The 18,266-nt window shown below is 69.6% G+C and carries 17 protein-coding genes; 8 read left to right on the forward strand and 9 right to left on the reverse strand.

Going from position 1 to position 18,266, the window contains the following annotated elements; translation table 11 throughout:
• Positions 1 to 11: 11 nt before the first annotated feature.
• Both D7V80_RS23345 and D7V80_RS23350 read left to right on the forward strand, forming a co-directional pair.
• Positions 12 to 317, forward strand: coding sequence for a hypothetical protein (locus D7V80_RS23345; RefSeq protein WP_147447193.1), 306 nt, complete (start codon positions 12 to 14; stop codon positions 315 to 317).
• Between the two features lie 454 nt (positions 318 to 771).
• Positions 772 to 1,140 carry a hypothetical protein gene (locus D7V80_RS23350; RefSeq protein ID WP_120590255.1) on the forward strand — a complete coding sequence of 123 codons (369 nt, stop codon included), beginning with the start codon at positions 772 to 774 and terminating at the stop codon, positions 1,138 to 1,140.
• Between the two features lie 18 nt (positions 1,141 to 1,158).
• Here the strand turns inward: D7V80_RS23350 and D7V80_RS23355 are convergent, their stop codons facing one another.
• Together D7V80_RS23355 and D7V80_RS23360 are read right to left on the reverse strand one after the other, a co-directional pair.
• Entirely contained in the window at positions 1,159 to 1,896 is a 738-nt protein-coding gene (locus D7V80_RS23355; protein WP_233585655.1) for a VCBS repeat-containing protein, read from the reverse strand.
• Between the two features lie 39 nt (positions 1,897 to 1,935).
• Positions 1,936 to 2,454 (reverse strand): YkgJ family cysteine cluster protein, encoded by a 519-nt coding sequence (locus D7V80_RS23360; RefSeq protein ID WP_370452526.1) that lies wholly within the window; start codon positions 2,452 to 2,454, stop codon positions 1,936 to 1,938.
• Between the two features lie 397 nt (positions 2,455 to 2,851).
• On the opposite strand from D7V80_RS23360, the gene D7V80_RS23365 reads away from it, so the two are divergent.
• Positions 2,852 to 4,894, forward strand: coding sequence for a PilZ domain-containing protein (locus D7V80_RS23365; RefSeq protein ID WP_120590257.1), 2,043 nt, complete (start codon positions 2,852 to 2,854; stop codon positions 4,892 to 4,894).
• 21 nt (positions 4,895 to 4,915) lie between these two features.
• Here D7V80_RS23365 and D7V80_RS23370 read toward each other — a convergent pair whose 3' ends face one another.
• The gene (locus D7V80_RS23370) at positions 4,916 to 5,899 is read right to left on the reverse strand and encodes an NYN domain-containing protein (RefSeq protein ID WP_120590258.1); all 984 of its coding nucleotides are present in this window, start codon (positions 5,897 to 5,899) and stop codon (positions 4,916 to 4,918) included.
• A gap of 205 nt (positions 5,900 to 6,104) precedes the next feature.
• Here D7V80_RS23370 and D7V80_RS23375 point away from each other — a divergent pair, with 205 nt between their 5' ends.
• A complete protein-coding gene (locus D7V80_RS23375; RefSeq protein WP_120590259.1) occupies positions 6,105 to 6,533 on the forward strand; it encodes a hypothetical protein in 429 nt (142 codons plus the stop codon).
• Here D7V80_RS23375 and D7V80_RS23380 read toward each other — a convergent pair.
• From D7V80_RS23380 to D7V80_RS23395, 4 genes are all read right to left on the reverse strand, one after another.
• The gene (locus D7V80_RS23380; RefSeq protein WP_120590260.1) at positions 6,530 to 7,546 is read right to left on the reverse strand and encodes an ABC transporter substrate-binding protein; all 1,017 of its coding nucleotides are present in this window, start codon (positions 7,544 to 7,546) and stop codon (positions 6,530 to 6,532) included. The genes D7V80_RS23375 and D7V80_RS23380 overlap by 4 nt on opposite strands.
• A 68-nt stretch (positions 7,547 to 7,614) precedes the next feature.
• Positions 7,615 to 8,376 carry an ABC transporter permease gene (locus D7V80_RS23385; RefSeq protein WP_120590261.1) on the reverse strand — a complete coding sequence of 254 codons (762 nt, stop codon included), beginning with the start codon at positions 8,374 to 8,376 and terminating at the stop codon, positions 7,615 to 7,617.
• A 14-nt stretch (positions 8,377 to 8,390) separates the two neighbouring features.
• Complete coding sequence (locus D7V80_RS23390; RefSeq protein WP_120590262.1) at positions 8,391 to 9,308, reverse strand: ABC transporter ATP-binding protein; 918 nt, start codon at positions 9,306 to 9,308, stop codon at positions 8,391 to 8,393.
• A 133-nt stretch (positions 9,309 to 9,441) separates the two neighbouring features.
• Positions 9,442 to 9,987 (reverse strand): hypothetical protein, encoded by a 546-nt coding sequence (locus tag D7V80_RS23395; protein ID WP_120590263.1) that lies wholly within the window; start codon positions 9,985 to 9,987, stop codon positions 9,442 to 9,444.
• 136 nt (positions 9,988 to 10,123) lie between these two features.
• Between D7V80_RS23395 and D7V80_RS23400 the strand changes: the two genes are divergently transcribed.
• Genes D7V80_RS23400 through D7V80_RS23410 form a run of 3 tightly spaced genes read left to right on the forward strand, consistent with a single transcriptional unit; the run spans position 10,124 to position 14,241 of the window.
• The gene (locus tag D7V80_RS23400) at positions 10,124 to 11,218 is read left to right on the forward strand and encodes a glucose 1-dehydrogenase (RefSeq protein ID WP_120590264.1); all 1,095 of its coding nucleotides are present in this window, start codon (positions 10,124 to 10,126) and stop codon (positions 11,216 to 11,218) included.
• A complete protein-coding gene (locus D7V80_RS23405; RefSeq protein WP_120590265.1) occupies positions 11,215 to 13,068 on the forward strand; it encodes a glycoside hydrolase family 15 protein in 1,854 nt (617 codons plus the stop codon). Before D7V80_RS23400 ends, D7V80_RS23405 begins: the two co-directional genes overlap by 4 nt.
• A 30-nt stretch (positions 13,069 to 13,098) precedes the next feature.
• Entirely contained in the window at positions 13,099 to 14,241 is a 1,143-nt protein-coding gene (locus D7V80_RS23410; protein ID WP_120590266.1) for an App1 family protein, read from the forward strand.
• A gap of 29 nt (positions 14,242 to 14,270) precedes the next feature.
• Here the strand turns inward: D7V80_RS23410 and ppk1 are convergent, their stop codons facing one another.
• Entirely contained in the window at positions 14,271 to 16,436 is a 2,166-nt protein-coding gene (gene ppk1 / locus D7V80_RS23415; RefSeq protein WP_120590267.1) for a polyphosphate kinase 1, read from the reverse strand.
• 211 nt (positions 16,437 to 16,647) lie between these two features.
• On the opposite strand from ppk1, the gene D7V80_RS23420 reads away from it, so the two are divergent.
• Positions 16,648 to 17,148, forward strand: a complete 501-nt coding sequence (locus tag D7V80_RS23420; protein WP_120590268.1) for a hypothetical protein — start codon at positions 16,648 to 16,650, stop codon at positions 17,146 to 17,148.
• A 39-nt stretch (positions 17,149 to 17,187) separates the two neighbouring features.
• On the opposite strand, the gene D7V80_RS23425 is transcribed toward D7V80_RS23420, so the two are convergent.
• A partial coding sequence (locus tag D7V80_RS23425; RefSeq protein ID WP_233585656.1) for a peptidylprolyl isomerase occupies positions 17,188 to 18,266 on the reverse strand: 1,079 nt, incomplete at its 5' end.

An 18,266-nucleotide genomic window follows, 5' to 3' on the forward strand; every position in this document is an offset into this window, starting at 1 on the left:
GGTTGGAGCCCATGAAGTCGGGATTGATTGACGTTCTTCGCTCCTGGTGCTCCGAACAGGAGCAGAGGCTCGTCAGCAGGGGAATCAAGGTGAAGTTCTTCGAGGGCGGGCCTGAGAGCGCCTACATCGACCTTGAGTCCAAGCTGACGATTGCACGCGTCTCTCTTTGGGAGGAGGGGTTCTGTGACATGGAGAGCCTCAGCATCGCGACCGGTCAGCAAGTGCTGTGTCAACATCATGAAGGGTTGCAGGCAAATGGCCTGGTTCCATTGCTCGATGGACTTGTGAACTGGATGATGGAATTTCGCGAAGGCTGAGGTACGGGCACCTGCATGTACCCTGGGGGCTCCAGATGAGCGCGAAATCAGCTGGAGACATCTGGGGCTGCGAATTCGACTGGCCCGCGTGTGACGGCGCGGGCCACCTTCGGAGCTTCCGGGACCGGAGGAGTAGTCGTCGAAGGAAGCTCTGTGTTGTGTCACGCGGAGCGGGCTACTTCGTCGCGTCCCAGGACCCTCATTCCTGGGACGCGGTCCAGGCGACCAGCACCTGCACCTTGGAGCCCTGCGCCGTCGTGGCCAACACCGCGGAACCCGTGCGGGGTGGAGAGCGCGTGAGTCCGCTGACACGGCTCATCTGAAGCGCGACGGATAACGCCACGATGTTCGCAGAGATGAGAAAGGCCTGGATTCAAGCGCGGAGCACGCAACATCATCCTCATGCCTGATTCGTCTGAGGCAGAGTAGCTCACCCCGCCCCGGGAGGTTCCAGATGCAAGCGGAGTCCGTCGAGAGCAAGGGTTACCAAATCATCGAACCCTCAAGTCTTGGAATGCTCACAGCGTGTCCGGACAAACATGAGTTCGCTGTCGCGATGCTTCAGTGGCTTGTCCAGGGATTGCACGCCGAGCTGAAGGATCAACTGAGGGGCGTGGAACTCTCCCTCATCCGGGTGGAGTACCAAGGCGCCTATCCGGCACTCGGCGTCAGGTATGTCAATGAACCCAATGACCTGGGGAAGCTCATTGAACAGACCGCCGACCGTCTCCTCCAGGAACGAAGCGTCTCCGACTTCGCGGCGTTCCTCGTCAGGGAGAAGGTGGATTGGGCGCGACGGACCGCTGACCTCATGTCGAAATAGCGGCCGCCGCGACGCGACTCACCCCGCCAGCGGCAACCCCTCCGTGGACTCCACCAGGACGTTGCCGGGCACCCAGCCCAGCAGCCCCGTGGAGGACCTCACCAGGTACAGGACCTCTCCCTTCGCGGGGACGCTCGCGGCCAGCACCTTCACCTTCGTGCCCTGCGCCGTCGTGGCCACCACCGCGGAGCCCGTGCGGCCCTGCGTCAGCGGGAAGGACTTCTTCACCGTGGCCGTGACCTCTTCGCCCGGCGCGATCGTCACCGCGTACAACTCCTGCGGCACGTGCACCAGCTTCCACGCCTTGCGGTCCAGCGTGTACTTGTCCCGCTTCTGCCAGAAGCCCATCCACCGATCGACCAGGACGATGCCGTTGCCCTTCGCCTCCGTCAGCGCGTGCACGTCCCCCAGCAGCTTCACCGCCTTGCCGTCGTAGCCGTAGACGAAGTAGCGGTGGCCGTCGTCCATCCCCCCCAGCGTCTGGACCAGCAGCTCCTTCCACTTGTCGCCCGTGTCCAGGTCCACCACCTGGAAGCCAGGCACTTCGTTGCCGGACGCATCGCCGTTCGACGTCGCGCCGCCCACCTTCAACGTGAACTTGCCGTCCTTCCCCGGCGTGAGCGACACCGCCTCCGGCTTGCCGTCCCCGTCCAGGTCCACCTGCGCGGACTTCACGAACTCACTGTTCTGCGCGGAGGCAGGCACACCAGCGAACAGGGCGGCGGACGACAACACGGCCAGCAGGGACGTCTTCACGGGAGCAGGACCTCGGTCGGGAAACAGGACCCCTCCACGCTAGCCGCCCGAGCGGCGGAAGCGGCCCCGGAAGTGCTGGTCCAGATACACCTCCGCGTGCGCCAGGGATTCTCGCGTCTCAGGAGCCAAGGTCAGCGAGGCCGCGGCCACCCGGGCCTGACGCATCGCGGGGCCCCTTCCGCCCTCAGCGGAACCCACACCGCGCACCACCGCGTCCACCTTGGCGTGCGCGGTGTCCACGACGCCCTTGGCCTCCTCCAGGGACACCTCTCCCTCCGCCAGCGCGTTGAACAACTGGCAGCGGTAGCGGCGGCAGGCCTCCGGACGCTCCTCATAGACCGTGCAACACAGGCCCTCCAGGGCGGCGCAGCGCTGGGGCAGCACCGCCGTGCCGTCCTCCTTCACCGCCAGCGACAGGCCTCGCTGGCGCAGGGCTTCCGCCTCGGGGGGCTTGAGCGGCACCTGGGTGAAGAGGGTGCCGTCACAGCACATGCCGCAGTGGAGACAGAGGGTGGACAGGGCGGAGGACATGGCGTGCTCGGGGGGATAACGCTTCACGGGGAGGCGAGTCATCCCCGACGTGTGTCGCACCGGCCTCCATCCCCCCAAGGCAAGTCATGTGTCACCAGTAGACATGCGACATGTCCCTCGTGTTCCATGTGTCGGAATCACCCTGTGTTTCCGGGGTCCGCACGACCCGAGGGGAGGGACAGAGCTGAACCTGTCTTGGAAGGCCATGCGCCTGTCCGTAAAGGAAATCCCCGACTCGTGAGAAACCAATTCGCGACAGTCCAATGCGTGGCCGCCAATCCAGCCCGAAGGTCTAAGTGCACAAGGGATGAAGGATCTCCACTCTGTGGGAATCCGAGTTCCCCGGGTCACGCGTAACTGGGGACAGCACAGTTTCTTCGGACGTCGTAAGATCATGCCCCGTAGGACATCAGGGAGCCCCCGCATGCACACTGACACCCACGACGCGCCGGCCGGCCGCGAAGCCCTCCTCGGATACCGGGTGGGAACCGAGCTCAGCGCGGCGGCCTCGTTTGGCGCGGACTTCTCTCCCGGTCGTCTGGTGCAGCTGTCGCTGGAGCACCTGACGCTCCACCTGAAGTCGCGCGCGGTCCCCCGCAAGGGACAGGCCGCGTCCGTGGTGGTGGGTGAGGGCGAGCGGTGGGCCACCGCGCTGGACGCGGAAGTGATTGGCGTCAACGCCATGCGCCCGGAGGTGAGCCTGCGCTTCGTCGCGCCGCCGCTGGACGCGGGCCGCCGCATCGTGGGCCTCCTGGAGTCGCTGCGTGACAACGGCCTCCTGCTCACGCCGGAGACGCGGCCGGTGTGGCGCGAGCAGATCGACCACGCGGACCGCGTCACGCGCATCTGCGAAGCGCTCGCGTCCCGCCAGGCCCGCGGCGTGCTGCGCTCGCGCGATGGCCAGACCGTGGCGGAGGTCACCTGCGCCTTCTTCGAGCCGCTCCAGGACGCGTTCGGCTGGCAGCTGCACGGCGTGCTTCCCCCCGGGCCCCTCACCCTGGAGGCGTTCGGCTACTCCAGCGTGGTGCACTTCCAGGTGGACGGCGCGCGCGTGGAGGGTGGGCTGCTGCTGATGCCGGCGCCCACGTCGCTGGTGCGCTTCCGCCACCGCTGGCTGCGCCGCACGCAGGCCCACGCGTCCTGCACGGTGGAGTTCGACCACCCGCTCTGGCCCCAGGTGCACGTGCACCGCGGCCTGCTGGATGTCTCCTACGAAGGCCTGTCCTTCCTCACGGAGCCCGGCGAGGACCTGATGTACCCGGGCCTGCGCCTGCCGGTGATGGAGGTCGGGCTGGAGGGCCACGCGCCGGTGCGCCTGCGCGCGGAGGTGCGCAACATCTCCAGCACGCCCCACGGCCGCCGCTGCGGCGTGAGCGTCCGGCCCCTGGACGCCGAAGGGGCCCGCGCGTGGCGCGCGCTGGTGGAGGCCCAGGCCCACCCCACCACCCAGGTGGAGGGCGACTGGAACGACGCCACCTGGAAGCTCTTCGAGCGCTCCGGCTACTTCCGCCTCCCGGGCAAGGAGCCGGAGAAGTTCGTCAGCCTGCGCGACCAGTTTTCCCGCACGCAGGACAAGCTCCAGGAGGCGCCGCTCCTGGGCTACCGCGTGGTGCGCCCCGCGGAGGAGGGCATGGAGGCCACGCTGTCCGTGCTCAAGCCCTACGCGGGCAGCTGGATGGCGCACCAGCTGGCGCGGCACCAGCCCCCGGGCAGCCGCTCCACCGCGCGCGAGGCCCTGCGCGACATCTACCTGCGCGGCTACGAGCCCACCCAGGCGGACCCGGAGGTGAAGTGGTTCTTCGCCTACTGCGAGGCGAACGTGCGCTGGGTGCGCTACACGAAGTTCGACTTCGCCACCTGGTACGCGCACACCGGCCAGACGTGCCTGGTGCCCTTCCGCCTGATGGAGGGCGAGGTGGACAGCACCTGGACGCAGCCCGCGAACATCACCCTGGGCGCGGCCACCCAGGAGGAGCGCGCCAGCTTCTTCGCCCGCGTGGCCGGCACCCGCCCGGAGGCCTACAGAGAAGCGCTGGACCTGGTGCCGGAGCGCTTCGACCTGGAGACCACGCGCACCGGCTGGGGTGACGCGGGCCTGTCTCGCGAGCGCGAGCTGGTGGTGGCCCGTCATGAAGGCCGCGCCGTGGCCTTCGCGGTGTTCGAGTCCGCGCAGCCGGGCTTGAACCTCTTCAACGTGCTGGACGGCGTGCGCCTGGTGCCGCTGGAGGACGACGCGCGGCCGGAGGTGCAGGACGCGTTCGTGGCGCTCCTGGGCCGCGCGGCGGAGTGGTACCGCGCGCGCGACCGCAAGGTGTTCGTCCACTACGTGGAGGCCACCTGCGTGGAGTACGCGGAGCGCGTGTCCCTGGCGGACCTGGGCGACGGCAAGCTGTGGGTGATGTCCGCCCGCCTGCTGCCGGAGTTCCTGGAGCACCTCTGCGAGTCCACCACGCCGCGCACGGCGTAGTGGACTCACGGGCGGGGGGCCTTAGAGCCCCTCGTCGTCCGGGTCCGGATAGGACTCCAGCTCCTCTTCCTCCTCCTCCACCGGGGCGGGCGCCTTGGCGTGGCGCCCCTTGCCGCCCTTGACCTCACGCGCGGGAGCGCCGAAGTCCGAGTCCGGGCCCACGATGTAGCCCTGGCGCCCCTGCTGGATGCGGCGCAGGAGCCCCTCCTGCTCCAGCGCCTCCAGGAGGCGCGCGAAGGTGGAGAAGCCGTGGTCGCGCTCGTCGAAGTCGGGCTCCTTGCGGACGATGGTCTCCTTGACGAGCGACGGGTTGAGCGGGCCCGTTGCCCGGCGCAGCAGGCTCTGCACCACCTCGCGCGCGACGGCGGGCACCTCCGCCTTGGGCTTGCCGCCCTTGGACTCGGCGCCTTCCTTGCCGCCCTTGGCGTCGTGGCCCTTGTCGTGGCCCTTCCCGCCCCGCTTGCCGCCCTTGCCCTCGTCGCCCTTTCCGCCCCGGCCGCCGTGGTCCTTGTCCTTGTGCGAGGACTCGCCCCGGTGCTTGGGCTTCATGTAGATGAACTGGTCGCACGCCCGCACGAACATCTGGGAGCTGGCCTCGCGCACGGCCAGGCCAATGACGGTGCGGCCGTTTTCACGCAACTTGTACGCCAGGGGGCAGAAGTCGCTGTCGCCGGAGGCGATGACGAAGGTGTCGATCTGCTCGCGCGCGTAGCACAGCTCCAGCGCGTCGATGACCAGGCGCATGTCCGCGCTGTTCTTGCCAGCGCGGGTGGAGGGGGGCACGTCCACCAGCTCCACGCCCACGTCGTGCAGGCGCTGCTTCGCGTCCTCGAAGCGCGACCAGTTGCAGTACGCGCGGCGGAAGACGACCTTGCCCTGCTCCAGGAGCTGGTCCAGGGCGGGCTGCAGGTCGAAGTTGTTGGCGCTGATGCCGGTGTTGGTGACCAGGTTCTCGAAGTCGATGAAGAGTGCGATGCGGTGCTGCTCGTCGGTGCGTCCAGCCAAAGGTGCCTCGTATTCGTATGCGAGCGGTCCTTGGCTCGCGTGCGCGCCACCCTACTGTGGGGAAGCTGCCTCACGCACGGCCCGTGTTCCGCCGCTGAACATTCAGTGCTGCCCACCCTACGTTTGAGCCTGAGCCCGGGGGCAGCGCCCCCGTGACACGGGAGGTGTCACCATGATGCACGGATTCCCCAGACGTTGGCGAGCCATGGCGTGGACCGCGCCGACGCTCGGCCTCTTGTTGTGCGCGGGTCCCGCCCTGGCGCGTGAACCCCAGGTCGGCAAGGCCGCTGACGGCCCCGCCAACACGTCGCAGTACACCGAACCGGCGAGCACCAGCCCCTCGAACGTCGTGAGCACGGTCCCCACCACGTCGCCGGACCTCGTCTCCCCGGGCCAGTCCGTGCGGCAAATCACCCCGGACCCGGACAAGATGCGTCAGGTCAGCGGGCCGGTGGTGAAGCGATCCGGAATGACCCTGTACGTGAAGGACGTGACCGGGCCGGTGGTGCCCTTGGACATGACCAACCTGACCATCTACAAGCAACCGGAGAAGGGGCAGCAGGTCCTGGCCCTCTACCAGGTGGATGAGACGGACAACGTGGCCCTGTCCCTCCAGGGGGAGAAGCAGGACTAGTTCGGCTTCGCGCCGCCGCGCACCTCGTCCAGGACGCTCAGGTCCACGAGCCCCGCGACGTCGTCACTGGGGATGAAGCCCAGTGACTTCGCGTGCTCGGCGGACGTCTTCAGCGCGGCGGGAACCGGGTCCAGGCTCGGCTCCAGGCGGGAGAACGCGTCCTGGAGCACGGGCGCCGGAAGGGGCTTGCGCGTGAGCTGGCCGAAGGCGGCGTTGACGGACGTGGCGAAGGCCGCCGGGTCCGCGCGCCAGCGCTCGGTGAGCCGCACGTGGATGCCCAGGAGCGCCGCGATGCGCGGGCGCTGCGTCTCCAGCACCTTCTTCGTCGTCACCACCACCGTGGTGGGGAAGCGCTTGTCCGGCCAGAGGTCGCGCTCGTCCACCAGGATGTGACCGCCCCCTTCGGCGAGCATGCGCGCGCCCCAGGGCTCGGGCACCCACGCTCCTTCGATGGCGCCCTGGAGGTACTGGGCCAGGATGTCCGGGTTGCTGATGGGAATCACCTGCACGTCGCCGCCCGCGTCCGTGGCGATGCTCAGCTTCTGGGCCTTCAACCAGTGGCGCAGGGCGATGTCCTGGGTGTTGCCAAGTTGTGGGGTCGCCAGCTTCTTGCCCTTGAGCTCCGCGGCCGTCTTCACGTTCTTCACCACCAGCACCGCGCCGTCGTTCACCGCGCCCGCGATGATGCGCAGCTCCTTGCCGGCCTTGAGGTACGTGTTGATGGCGGGGCCCGGGCCCACGTAGGCCACGTCCACGGAGCCCGCCACCAGCGCCTCCATGGCCGCGGGGCCCGCGTTGAACTGTCGCACCTCCACGTGGCCCATGCCGGGCTGAGAGCCGAAGAGCCCCTCCGCGTTCGCCACCAGCGCCTGCGCGTGCGTGATGTTGGGGAAGAAGGCCACGCGCAGGGGCGCGTTGGCGCCGGAGGGCGTGTCCTTCTTGCAGGACGTGACACCCGTCAGGAGGACGGCGCAGACACCGAGGAGCAGGGACAGCGGACGCGCGGAAGCCATGGTGCGTCACGCTATTGGAGATTCCCCACCTGTTATCAATGCCCGTGGGTGCGGAAGCGTCTTTGGGCTCACACGGACGCCGTCAGGCCCCACCGGCGCCGCAGGCGCGTCTCCACCGTCTGGAAGAGGACGCGGTCCACCGTGATGCCAATGAGGATGATGGCCAGCATCACCGCCATCACCTGGGACACGTCCATCAGTTCGCGGCCCATGGTGAGCAGCTGGCCCAGGCCGCCGGAGACGAAGAGCAGCTCGCCCGCGAGCAGCGCGCGCCACGCGAAGCTCCACCCCAGCTTGAGGCCGGTGACGATGCCGGGCAGCGCGCCGGGCAGGAGCACGCCGAAGTAGAAGCGCAGGCCCCGCACGCCCAGGGTGCTGGCCACGCGGGACAGCTGCGGGTCCAGGCCGTTGACCGCGTCCTCGGTGGCGATGGCGATGCCCAGCACGCTGCCCATCACCACCACGAAGAGGATGGCGCTGTCGTTGAGGCCGAACCACAGCAGGGCCAGCGGCAGCCAGCAGATGGAGGGCAGGGCTTGCAGGCCCATCACCACCGGCTTCACCGCGTTGCGGAAGAAGGCCAGCCGCGCGATGCACAGCCCCAGCGGGACGCCGATGGCCACCGACATGAGGTAGGCGCGCGTCAGCCGGCCCAGCGAGCGCAGCGTGGCGCCGCCCAGCTGCCCGTCGCGGGCCATGGCGATGAGCGCCTGGACCACCTCCAGCGGCCCGGGGAACAGGTGCTTGTTCCACACGCCGGAGCGCGACAGCCCCTCCCAGAGCGCGAAGAGCAGCGCGATCATCCCCAGCTTCTGCGCCCATTTCAGCATGGCGGATGTCCCCTCTAACGGCTGCTCACGACGCTTGGGCGAGGCAGGCTGGACGGCGTGCGCGTGCGGCGCTGCACGGGCTCCAGGGGCGGCGCCTCCAGCGCGTTGTCCTCCGAGGCGCGCAGGCGGTGGCGGATGTCGCGCGCCATGGCGTCCAGGGATGGGTCCTCCAGCGAGCGCGGCATGGGCAGGTGGATCTCCAGGTCCTCCACCACGCGGCCCGGCCGGGGCGCCATCAGCACCACGCGGGTGCCCAGCATCAGCGCCTCCTGCACGTCGTGGGTGACGAACACCACCGTCTTGCCGGAGCGCAGCCAGATGGCCTGCAACATCTCCTGCATGTGCACGCGCGTCTGTGCATCCAGCGCGCCGAAGGGCTCGTCCATCAAGAGCACGGTGGGGTCCACCGCGAGCGCCCGGGCCAGGCTGGCGCGCATCTTCATGCCGCCGGAGAGCTGGTGGGGCAGCGTGTCCTCGAAGCCCTCCAGGCGCACGCGCTGGATGAAGGTGTTCGCCCGCTCGCGGCGCTCGGCGCGGGGCACGCCCCGGGCGCCCAGCGCGAAGGTGATGTTGCCGCGCACGGTGAGCCACGGGAACAGCGCGGCCTCCTGGAACATGAGCAGCCGGTCCGGCCCGGGCCCGTGGATGGGCTTGCCGTCAATGGCCACGCGGCCACCGGTGGGCACCACGTGGCCGGCGAGCGCGTAGAGCAGCGTGGACTTGCCACAGCCGGAGGGGCCGAGCAGGCAGACGAACTCACCCGAGCGGACGTTGAGGTTCACGTCCTTCAGCGCCACGACCTTGTTGGCGTAGTGGTGGTCCAGCCGGGCGATGGAGATCTTCGCCCGGTCCGCTTCCACGTTCGCGGGCCGCAGGAATGAGGGCGCCGCCCGGCGCAGGCCCCGCATCCGCTCGATGAGGCGTCGAAACATTCGCCACAACCTATTCACCTGCCCCGCGGTCGCACAGGAGGGGCCTGGAAGCGGGCAGGCGCCTTTCACTGTAGGACAGGAAGTGAAGTCCGCGGCGCCCGTCCGGCTGCTTTTCGACGCGCTCTGTCGTCCGTCAGGAGACGGCGGCCCGCTCCGCCTTGCGGTGCGCCAGCGTGCGGGAGAGCAGCCACAGGCTCAGGGCGAGCACGCCCAGGCCCACGCCAAAGAAGGCGCCGCCCACGCGCAGCGAGGCCTTGCGGTCGTCCTGGAACACCGCGAGTGCGTCCGTGCGGGGACCCGTGAGGTAGCGCCGCACGGTGTCCGCGAAGGCCTGGGCCTCCGGCTCCTCCTGCGTCCACTGGTAGGCGAGCGGCTGGACGCCGGAGGTCGTCTGCAGCTGGGGCCGGAAGATGGGCGCCGCGCCCTTGCGGGTGCTGCGGCTGCGGGCCACCTCCACGCCCTGGATGTCCCCGGGCGCGTAGCGGCCCACCTCCTCCTGGCCCAGCCAGCTGGAGCGGCTGAGGACGCACGGGCCCTGGGGTTCGCATCTCAGGTCCATGCGCGCGTTCTGGCCGAGGAAGAACACCCCCAGCACCAGGAAGGGCAGGGCGAGCATCAGGAAGGCCGTGGCACCGATGGCGGTGGCGCGGCTGCGTCGGTAGGCGGGGGGCGCACGCACGGCCTGTTTCTATAGACCCGCGCGCCCGCGAGTGTCGACCTCCAGGCAGGCGGGCGGGCACTTGCGACATGGCGTCCAAGTCCGCACCCCTTGTCCAGGGACATTCAGCACTTCGCCCGGAAGGAGTCTCCATCCCATGAAGGCCGTGGCCGTCATGTTCCCCTCGCGCGAGGTGCGCGTCCTCGACGTTCCCGAACCGCGGCTGCACTCGCCCACCCAGGTCAAGGTGCGCACGCTGGAGGTGGGCGTGTGCGGCACCGACCAGGAAATCCTCAAGGGCCAGCACGGCGCGGCGCCGAAGGGGGAGGACCACCTCATCCTCGGCCACGAGTGCCTGGGCGAGGTGATGGAGGTGGGCGCGCACGTGCAGGGGCTGAGGCCGGGGGACCTGGTGGTGCCCCGGGTGCGCCGGCCCTGCCCGCACGCGCACTGCCCGGCGTGCAACCACGGCCACCCGGACTTCTGCGTGACGGGGGACTACACGGAGCGCGGCATCCAGGGCGCGCACGGCTTCTGCTCGGAGCACTTCGTGGAGGACGCGGCCTACCTGCACAAGGCGGAGGACTCCCTGCGCGGCGTGGCCGTGCTCACCGAGCCGCTCACCATCGCGGAGAAGGGCCTGCGCGAGGTGGCGCACATCCAGTCCCGCCTGCCGTGGAAGGTGAACCCCGGCAAGGCGCTGGTGCTGGGCGCGGGGCCGGTGGCGCAGCTGGGCGCCATGGCGCTGATGCGCGCGGGCTTCGACGTGACGGTGTACTCGCGCAGCCCCAAGCCCAATGAGAAGGCCGCCGCGTCCGAGGCGGTGGGCGCGCCGTACATCTCCAGCAAGGAGGTGACGGTGGAGGCGTTGAAGAAGCAGCTGGGCGGCGTGGGCATCATCTACGAGGCGACGGGGGCGTCCAAGGTGGCCTTCGACTCGCTCCAGGTGCTGGAGGAGAACGGCGTGCTCATCTTCACCGGCGTGCCCGGACGCGAGGAGCCGCTGGAGCTGCAAGGTGACCAGGTGCTGGGGCAGCTCGTCCTGGGCAACCGGGTGATGTTCGGCACGGTGAACGCGTCGGACAGCGACTTCCGTGAGGCGCTGGAGGACCTGGCCCGCTTCCGCGCGAAGTGGCCGGGGAGGCTGGAGGCGCTCATCACCCAGCGCCACCCGCCGTCGGAGTTCGCGAAGGTGGTGGAGGCGAAGGGCGGCATCAAGCACGTCATCTCATTCCAGGAGCATGCCCGGTGAACCCGCATCACTCGGACCTGAAGGGCGGCATCGCCATCGAGGACCACGGCATCATCGGCGACCTGCGCACGGTGGCGCTGGTGGGCAACGAGGGCACCATCGACTGGCTGTGCTACCCGCACTTCGACAGCCCCAGCCTCTTCGCGGCGCTGCTGGACCCGGAGAGGGGCGGGTACTGGCGCGTGTCCCCGGAGCCGGACGGGGTGATGAAGCGGCAGTTCTACTGGCCGGACACCAACGTGCTGGTGACGCGCTTCTACACGCCGAACGGCGTGGGAGAGCTCATCGACCTGATGCCCCTGGGGAAGGGCGCGAGGGCGGAGGGGCGCGAGGTGCTGCGGCGCATCCGCGTGGTGCGCGGGGAGATGTCCTTCCGCATGGAGTGCTTCCCGGCGTTCAACTACGCCCGGGACGAGCACGAGACGCACGTGGTGAAGGGCGGCGCGGCCTTTGTCTCCAAGGGCCTGAGCATGCAGCTGGTGACGCCCATTCCCCTGAAGCAGGAGAAGAACGGCGTCGTCGCGCACTTCACGCTGCAGGAGAGCCAGTCCGCGGTCTTCACCCTGCGCGAGGGCGGCGTGGAGGGCTGCCACCACCACCTGCACACGCACGACTCCGCGGAGAAGCTCTTCCGCGACACGGTGGACTACTGGCGCCACTGGCTGTCCAGGTGCAAGTACACGGGGCGGTGGCGGGAGATGGTGCAGCGCTCGGCGCTGGCCCTGAAGCTGATGACCTTCGAGCCGTCCGGAGCCATCATCGCGGCGCCCACGTGCAGCCTGCCGGAGTCCCCCGGCGGCACGCGCAACTGGGACTACCGCTTCTGCTGGCTGCGCGACGCGGCCTTCACCGTCTACGCGTTCATCCGCATCGGCTTCAACGAGGAGGCCGCCGCGTTCATGCGCTGGGTGGAGGCGCGCTGCGCGGAGAACGGGGACGGGCCGCTGCCCCTGATGTTCCGCCTGGACGGCACCCGGGTACCGGACGAGCAGCAGTTGCAGCACCTGCGCGGCTACGGCGGCGCGCGGCCGGTGCGCATTGGCAACGCGGCGGCGAACCAGCTCCAGCTGGACATCTACGGGGAGCTGATGGACTCCGTGTACCTGTCCAACAAGTATGCGGCGCCCATCTCGTATGACTTCTGGCGGCACCTGCGGCGGCTGGTGGATTGGGTGTGCGACCACTGGCAGATGGAGGACGAGGGCATCTGGGAGATCCGCGGCCCGCGCCGGCAGTTCGTCTATTCGAAGCTGATGTGCTGGGTGGCGTTGGACCGGGCCATCCGGCTCGCGGACAAGCGCAGCCTGCCGGCGGACCGGGCGAAGTGGCTGAAGACGCGCGACGCCATCTTCGAGGAGATCATGGAGAAGGGCTGGTGCCAGGAGAAGGGCGCCTTCATCCAGGCCTACGGGCACGACGCGCTGGACGCGGCGAACCTGCTGATGCCGCTGGTGTTCTTCCTGTCGCCGGTGGATCCGCGGATGCTCTCCACGCTGGACGTCATCCGCAAGGCGCCGCGCGAGGGGGGCCTGACGTCGGACGGCCTGGTGTTCCGCTACGACACGGAAGAGAAGCTGGATGGGATTGAAGGCAGCGAAGGCACCTTCAACCTGTGCAGCTTCTGGCTGGTGGAGGCGATGACGCGCGCGAGCACGGTGCGGCCGGACCTCTTGGACGAGGCGCGGCTCATCTTCGAGCGGATGCAGGGCTACGCGAACCACCTGGGGCTGTACGCGGAGCAGACGGGCATGTCCGGCGAGGCGATGGGCAACTTCCCGCAGGCGCTGACGCACCTGTCGCTCATCAGCGCCGCATACAACCTGGACCGGACGTTGGGCCGCCACGATTGACGGAGGGGACGGTAGACTCGCGCACCCGCCATGCCCGACCTGTACCCGCTGCTGTTCCGTTTCGCCGTCAAGGCGGATGCCCACTACGACGTGCTGAGCCGCCGCGTGCGCAAGGGGCTGGGCATCGCCCCGCCGCTGCGCATCCTGCCGTACCGGGGCTACGGCACCCCGGAGCGCGTGGTCATCAAGGCGCGCGTGCTGGAGGAGCGCAAGGTGACGCCCCAGCGCCAGCGCCACACGCTGTGGAGCAGCGCCGTGGCCTCCTACAAGCGCTACATGACGCGCGAGATTTCCAGCGCGCACGTGGCGGTGCGCTGGGGGGACAAGCGCTGGGAGGGCGTGACGGACGAGGAGGGCTTCCTGGAACTGTGGGTGCCGCCTCCCGAAGGCGTGCGCTCCGGCTGGCACATGGTGGAGCTGGAGCTCCTGTCGCCAGAGGCCGAAGGCGTGCCGCGCGTGACCGCGCCGGTGCGGGTGGCGGGGACGAGCGCGGAGTTGGGCGTCATCAGCGACATCGACGACACGGTCATCGCCACGGGGGTGACGGATCCGCTCAAGCGCGCGTGGGCGCTGTTCCTCACGGAGCACCGGGTGCGGCTGCCCTTCCCGGGCGTGGACGCGTTCTACGCGGCGCTCCAGGCGGGCGCGAGCGGCGGGGCGGACAACCCCATCTTCTACGTGTCCAGCAGCCCGTGGAACCTCTACGAGCACCTGGACGAGTTCCTCGCCATGCACCGCATCCCCATTGGCCCGCTGCTCTTGCGCGACTGGGGCCTGTCAAAGCATGGGTTCGCGCCGGGCGGGGGGCACGGGCACAAGCTGGACAAGATTCGCGGCGTGCTGGAGACGCTGTCGCATCTGCCCTTCGTGCTGATTGGGGACAGCGGCCAGGAGGACGCGGAGCACTACCGCACCATCGTGCGCGAGTACCCGGGCCGCATCCGCTGCGTCTACATCCGCAACGTGCCGGGGCGCTCCAAGCGCGGCGAGGAGATGGCGGCCATCGCGAAGGACATCCGCGACGCGGGCAGTGAGCTGGTCGCCGTGGACGACACGGTGGCCGCCGCGAGGCACGCGGCGCGCGCCGGGTGGATCCGCTGGGAGGAGGTCCCGGAGGTGGAGGCCCACCGCCGCGAGGACGCCGCGCGCAGCGCCCTGGGCGAGCGGGGCTGAGGGTTCCCGATGGGAGCCGGTGGGGGCCTTCAGGCCACGGGGCGCCCGCTCTGCATCTGCACCATGCGGATGGCGCGCTCCATGAGCTCCCCCTGGGCGGAGCGCTTGTCGTTGGGCGTGGCGGCGACTCTCCGCCGCCACGTGCCGTCCGAGCCCAGCTCCCACGCGCCGCTGGTGTCCACCATGCAGCGCTCCACCACGTCCTTCACCTGCGCGGCCAGGGTGGGGTCCTCCACCGGCGCCAATATCTCCACCCGGTGGTCCAGGTTGCGCGGCATCATGTCCGCGGATCCGATGTAGCACCGCGACGTCGCGCCCCGCTCGAAGGCGTAGATGCGCGGGTGCTCCAGGAAGCGGCCCAGGTTGGACACCACCCGGATGTGCTCCGACACGCCCGGCACCCCCGGCCTCAAGCAGCAGATGCCGCGCACGTTGAGGTCCACGCGCACGCCCGCGCGGGACGCGTCGTAGAGCGCGCGGATGATGCCCGGGTCCACCAGCGCGTTCATCTTCATCAGGATGCGCGCGGGCGTCTCCGGCGTGTGCGCCGCCTGGGTCTTCTTGATCTCCTCCATCAGCCCTTCCCGCATGGTCAGCGGTGCCACCAGCAGCTTGCGGAAGGAGCGCGGCCGGCCGAAGCCGGTGAGGAAGTTGAAGACGTCCGCCACGTCCGCGCCAATCTCCGGGTCCGTGGTGAACAGCCCCAGGTCCGTGTAGAGCCGCGCCGTCTTCGGGTTGTAGTTGCCCGTGCCGATGTGCACGTAGTGCCGCACCCGCTCGCCCTCGCGCCGCACGATGAGGATGGCCTTCGCGTGCGTCTTCAGGCTGGGAATCCCATACACGACGTGCACGCCCGCCTCTTCCAGCGCGTTCGCCCAGCGGATGTTGGTGCGCTCGTCGAAGCGCGCCTTCAGCTCCACCATGCACACCGCCTGCTTGCCGTGCTCCGTCGCGCGGATGAGCGCGGGCACCAGCGGGGAGCTGTCCGACGTGCGGTACACCGTCTGCTTCAGCGCCAGCACGTCCGGGTCCTCCACCGCCTCGCTCACGAAGCGCTCCACGGAGCTGCCGAAGGACTCGTAGGGGTGGTGCACCAGGAGGTCGCCCCGGCGCATCGCGGACATCACCGTGCCCCCGCCGTCCGCGGACTCGTTGTCCGTGCGCAGCCGCGCCTGCGTCACCGGCGTCCACGGCGGGTCGCGCAGCTCGGAGAAGCCCGGCGTCATCGCCAGCGACATCACGTCCGCCAGGTCCAGCAGGCCGTGCTCCTCGTACACCTGCCGCGGCTCCAGCGTCAGCGCCTCCACCAGCGGCTCCAGCAGCTTCGCGTTCATCCCCGCCTGGATCTCCAGGCGGATGACGTCCCCGAAGCGGCGCTGGCTGAGCTCCGTCTCCACCGCCTTGAGCAGGTCCTCCGCGTCCTCGGACACGGTGTAGTCCGCGTCGCGCGTCACGCGGAACAGGCTCCAGTTGAGGACCTCCATCCCGGGGAACAGGTCCCCCAGGTGCTGCGCGATGATCTCCTCCAGCGGCACGAAGAGCGCGCCCCCCTTGAGCGGCACGAAGCGGGGCAATATCTCCTTGGGCACCTTCACCCGCGCCACGCTCTCCTCCTCCGCCACCGGGTCGCGCAGGAGCACCGCGAGGCTCAGGGACAGGTTGGAGATGTACGGGAAGTGCCGCCCCAGCCCGATGGCCAGCGGCGTGAGCACGGGGAAGATCTGCTCGCGGAAGCGCTGCTCCATCTGCGCGCGTTGATCCGCGTCCAGCTCCTTCATGGACAGGATGCGCAGGCCCTTCTCCGCCAGCGCGGGGCGCAGGACCTTCTCGAAGCAGTCCGCGTGGCGCCGGCCCTGCTCCAGGATGCCCGTGTGCAGCTTGTCCAGCGTGTCGCCCGGGGACGCGCCGTCCGGCACCAGGCGGCCCACGCGCGCGGCGACCTGCTCGTGCAGCCGCGCCACGCGGATCATGAAGAACTCATCCAGGTTGCGCGCGTAGATGGAGGTGAACTTCAGCCGCTCCATCAGCGGCAGCTCCGGCGACTCGGCCAGCTGCAGCACCCGGTCGTTGAAGGCCAGCCACGACAGCTCCCGGTTGAAGAACAGGTCGCTGTCCGGCACCTCCGTGCCCGGGGGGACGACGTCCCGGTCCACGGGCTTCTGGGGGGTGCCTTTCGCGGCGGCGCGCTTCGCCATGGTGTGTGACTCCTCGAGATGAGCCTCAGGGTGTGCCCTCTAGCAGTCCGGCACCGCCCCGATTGTGAACTCGCACGCCTGGCCCGGAACCGGACATCCGGGCGTATCCCACCCTGGACGACCCCGTCAGTGGCCGGCGAGGCGTGCGGGCTGTGGACTCCCCGGCAGTCCATCGCTTGAATCCGGCGGGCACTGACGGCATTCAAGAAGGGTGAGCACTCCCCATCCCTCCTTCCCGGTCACTCCGGACGGCGCCCCGGCGGACACCTCTCCGGACGCCCTGTTCTCGGCCTTCCGCGAGGGGTCCAAGAAGAAGTCCAGCCTCTTCACCTTCACCTGGTTCGTGGCCGCGGCGGTGCCCGTGGTGCTCGCCCTGGGCTTCTTCACCCTCTGGCGTGCCAACGGGACGTCCTTCTCCGTCGTCACGCCGCACGGCATCAAGGTGCTGCGCGCGGGGATGACGACCCAGGAGGTCGGGGGCCTGCTGGGCAACCCGCTTACGCTCCAGAAGAAGGGCGACCAGGACTGCTACCGCTACGGCCGGCCCAACTTCGTGAACGAGGTCTTCGTCGTGTACTCGGTCTGCTACGAGCAGGGGCAGGTGCGGGACGTGCTCACGCACCAGTACTCGGCCTGGCAGATCGACCCCGCGACGGGGGCCTTCGTCGCCCCCGGTCAGCAGCCGCCCGCGCCCAAGAACCCGGCGGGGTAGCCACCCGGGCTCCGGAGCAGGAGGGAACGGCCCCGGCCCTCAGGCGAGCGCCGCCTCGGCGCCCTCGAAGGTCACCTTCGCCTGCGTCATCACGTGCTCCACGGCGAGCAGGTGCCACGCGACGTCCATCATCTGCGCGGACGCGGTCGGGTCCAGCATGGACTCGCGCAGCTGCGCCTCGGTGATGCCGAAGGGCTCCGAGGACTCCTTGAGCAGCTCCAGCGCATACTGCGGCGTGAGCTGGAGCTTGTCCCGCTGCGCGATGGCGCGCAGCACCAGGGCAATCTTGAGGCGGCGCTCCACGTCGTCGCGGATGCCCGGGTGGTGCAGCCAGCCGTCCAGCGCCTCCTGCTGCTCCTCCAGGCTGAAGAACTTCTGCGCCAGCACCTCGCCCTCCGCCTGGAGCCAGCGGCGGCGGATCTCCTCGTCCACCAGCGGCTTGGGCACGGTGACGTTGGCGCGGGCGACGATTTCGTCCATCACCCGGTTGCGCGCGTCCACCCAGAGCATGTCGGCCATCTCGCCCTCCATCTCCTCCACGATGGAGCTCATGACCTCTTCGTGCGTGGAGCCGCGGCCCAGCTGCTGGAGGAACGCGTCCGACTCCGTGTCGGGCATGCGCACCTCGCGCGCGCCGCGCACGTCCACCAGGAAGCGGGCCGGCATGCCGCGCAGCTGCTCCGCCGGGTAGTTGTCCGGCAGCACCAGCCCCACCTCCACGCTGTCACCCACGCTGGCTTCCGCGATGACCTCCGCGAAGCCGGGCAGCATCACCTGGGGGGCCAGCTCCATCCAGTAGCCCATGCGGGTGCTCAGCGGGATGAGGCGGCCGTTGGCGTAGCCCAGGATGTCCAGCCGGACGTCGTCGCCCATGGCCAGCGCTTCGCCTTCCGCGCGCTCGCGGACCTGCGCCTTCGCGCGGGCCAGCTCGTGGAAGCGCTCCAGCAGGTCCTCTTCCGTGAGGTCCTCGCCCTGGGGCACGCGGATGTTCAGGTTCTCCAGCGAGGGAGCCTTCACCTCCGGCAGGTCCGCCTGGTGGCCCAGGCCGGGCGCCACGGGAAGCCGCTGCACCAGTTGCTGCACGGGGGCCTGCGCCGGGGCGGCGGGCGCTTCCTGTC

This window comes from Corallococcus sp. CA054B, from assembly GCF_003611625.1.
GTDB classification, from domain to species: Bacteria; Myxococcota; Myxococcia; order Myxococcales; family Myxococcaceae; genus Corallococcus; species Corallococcus coralloides.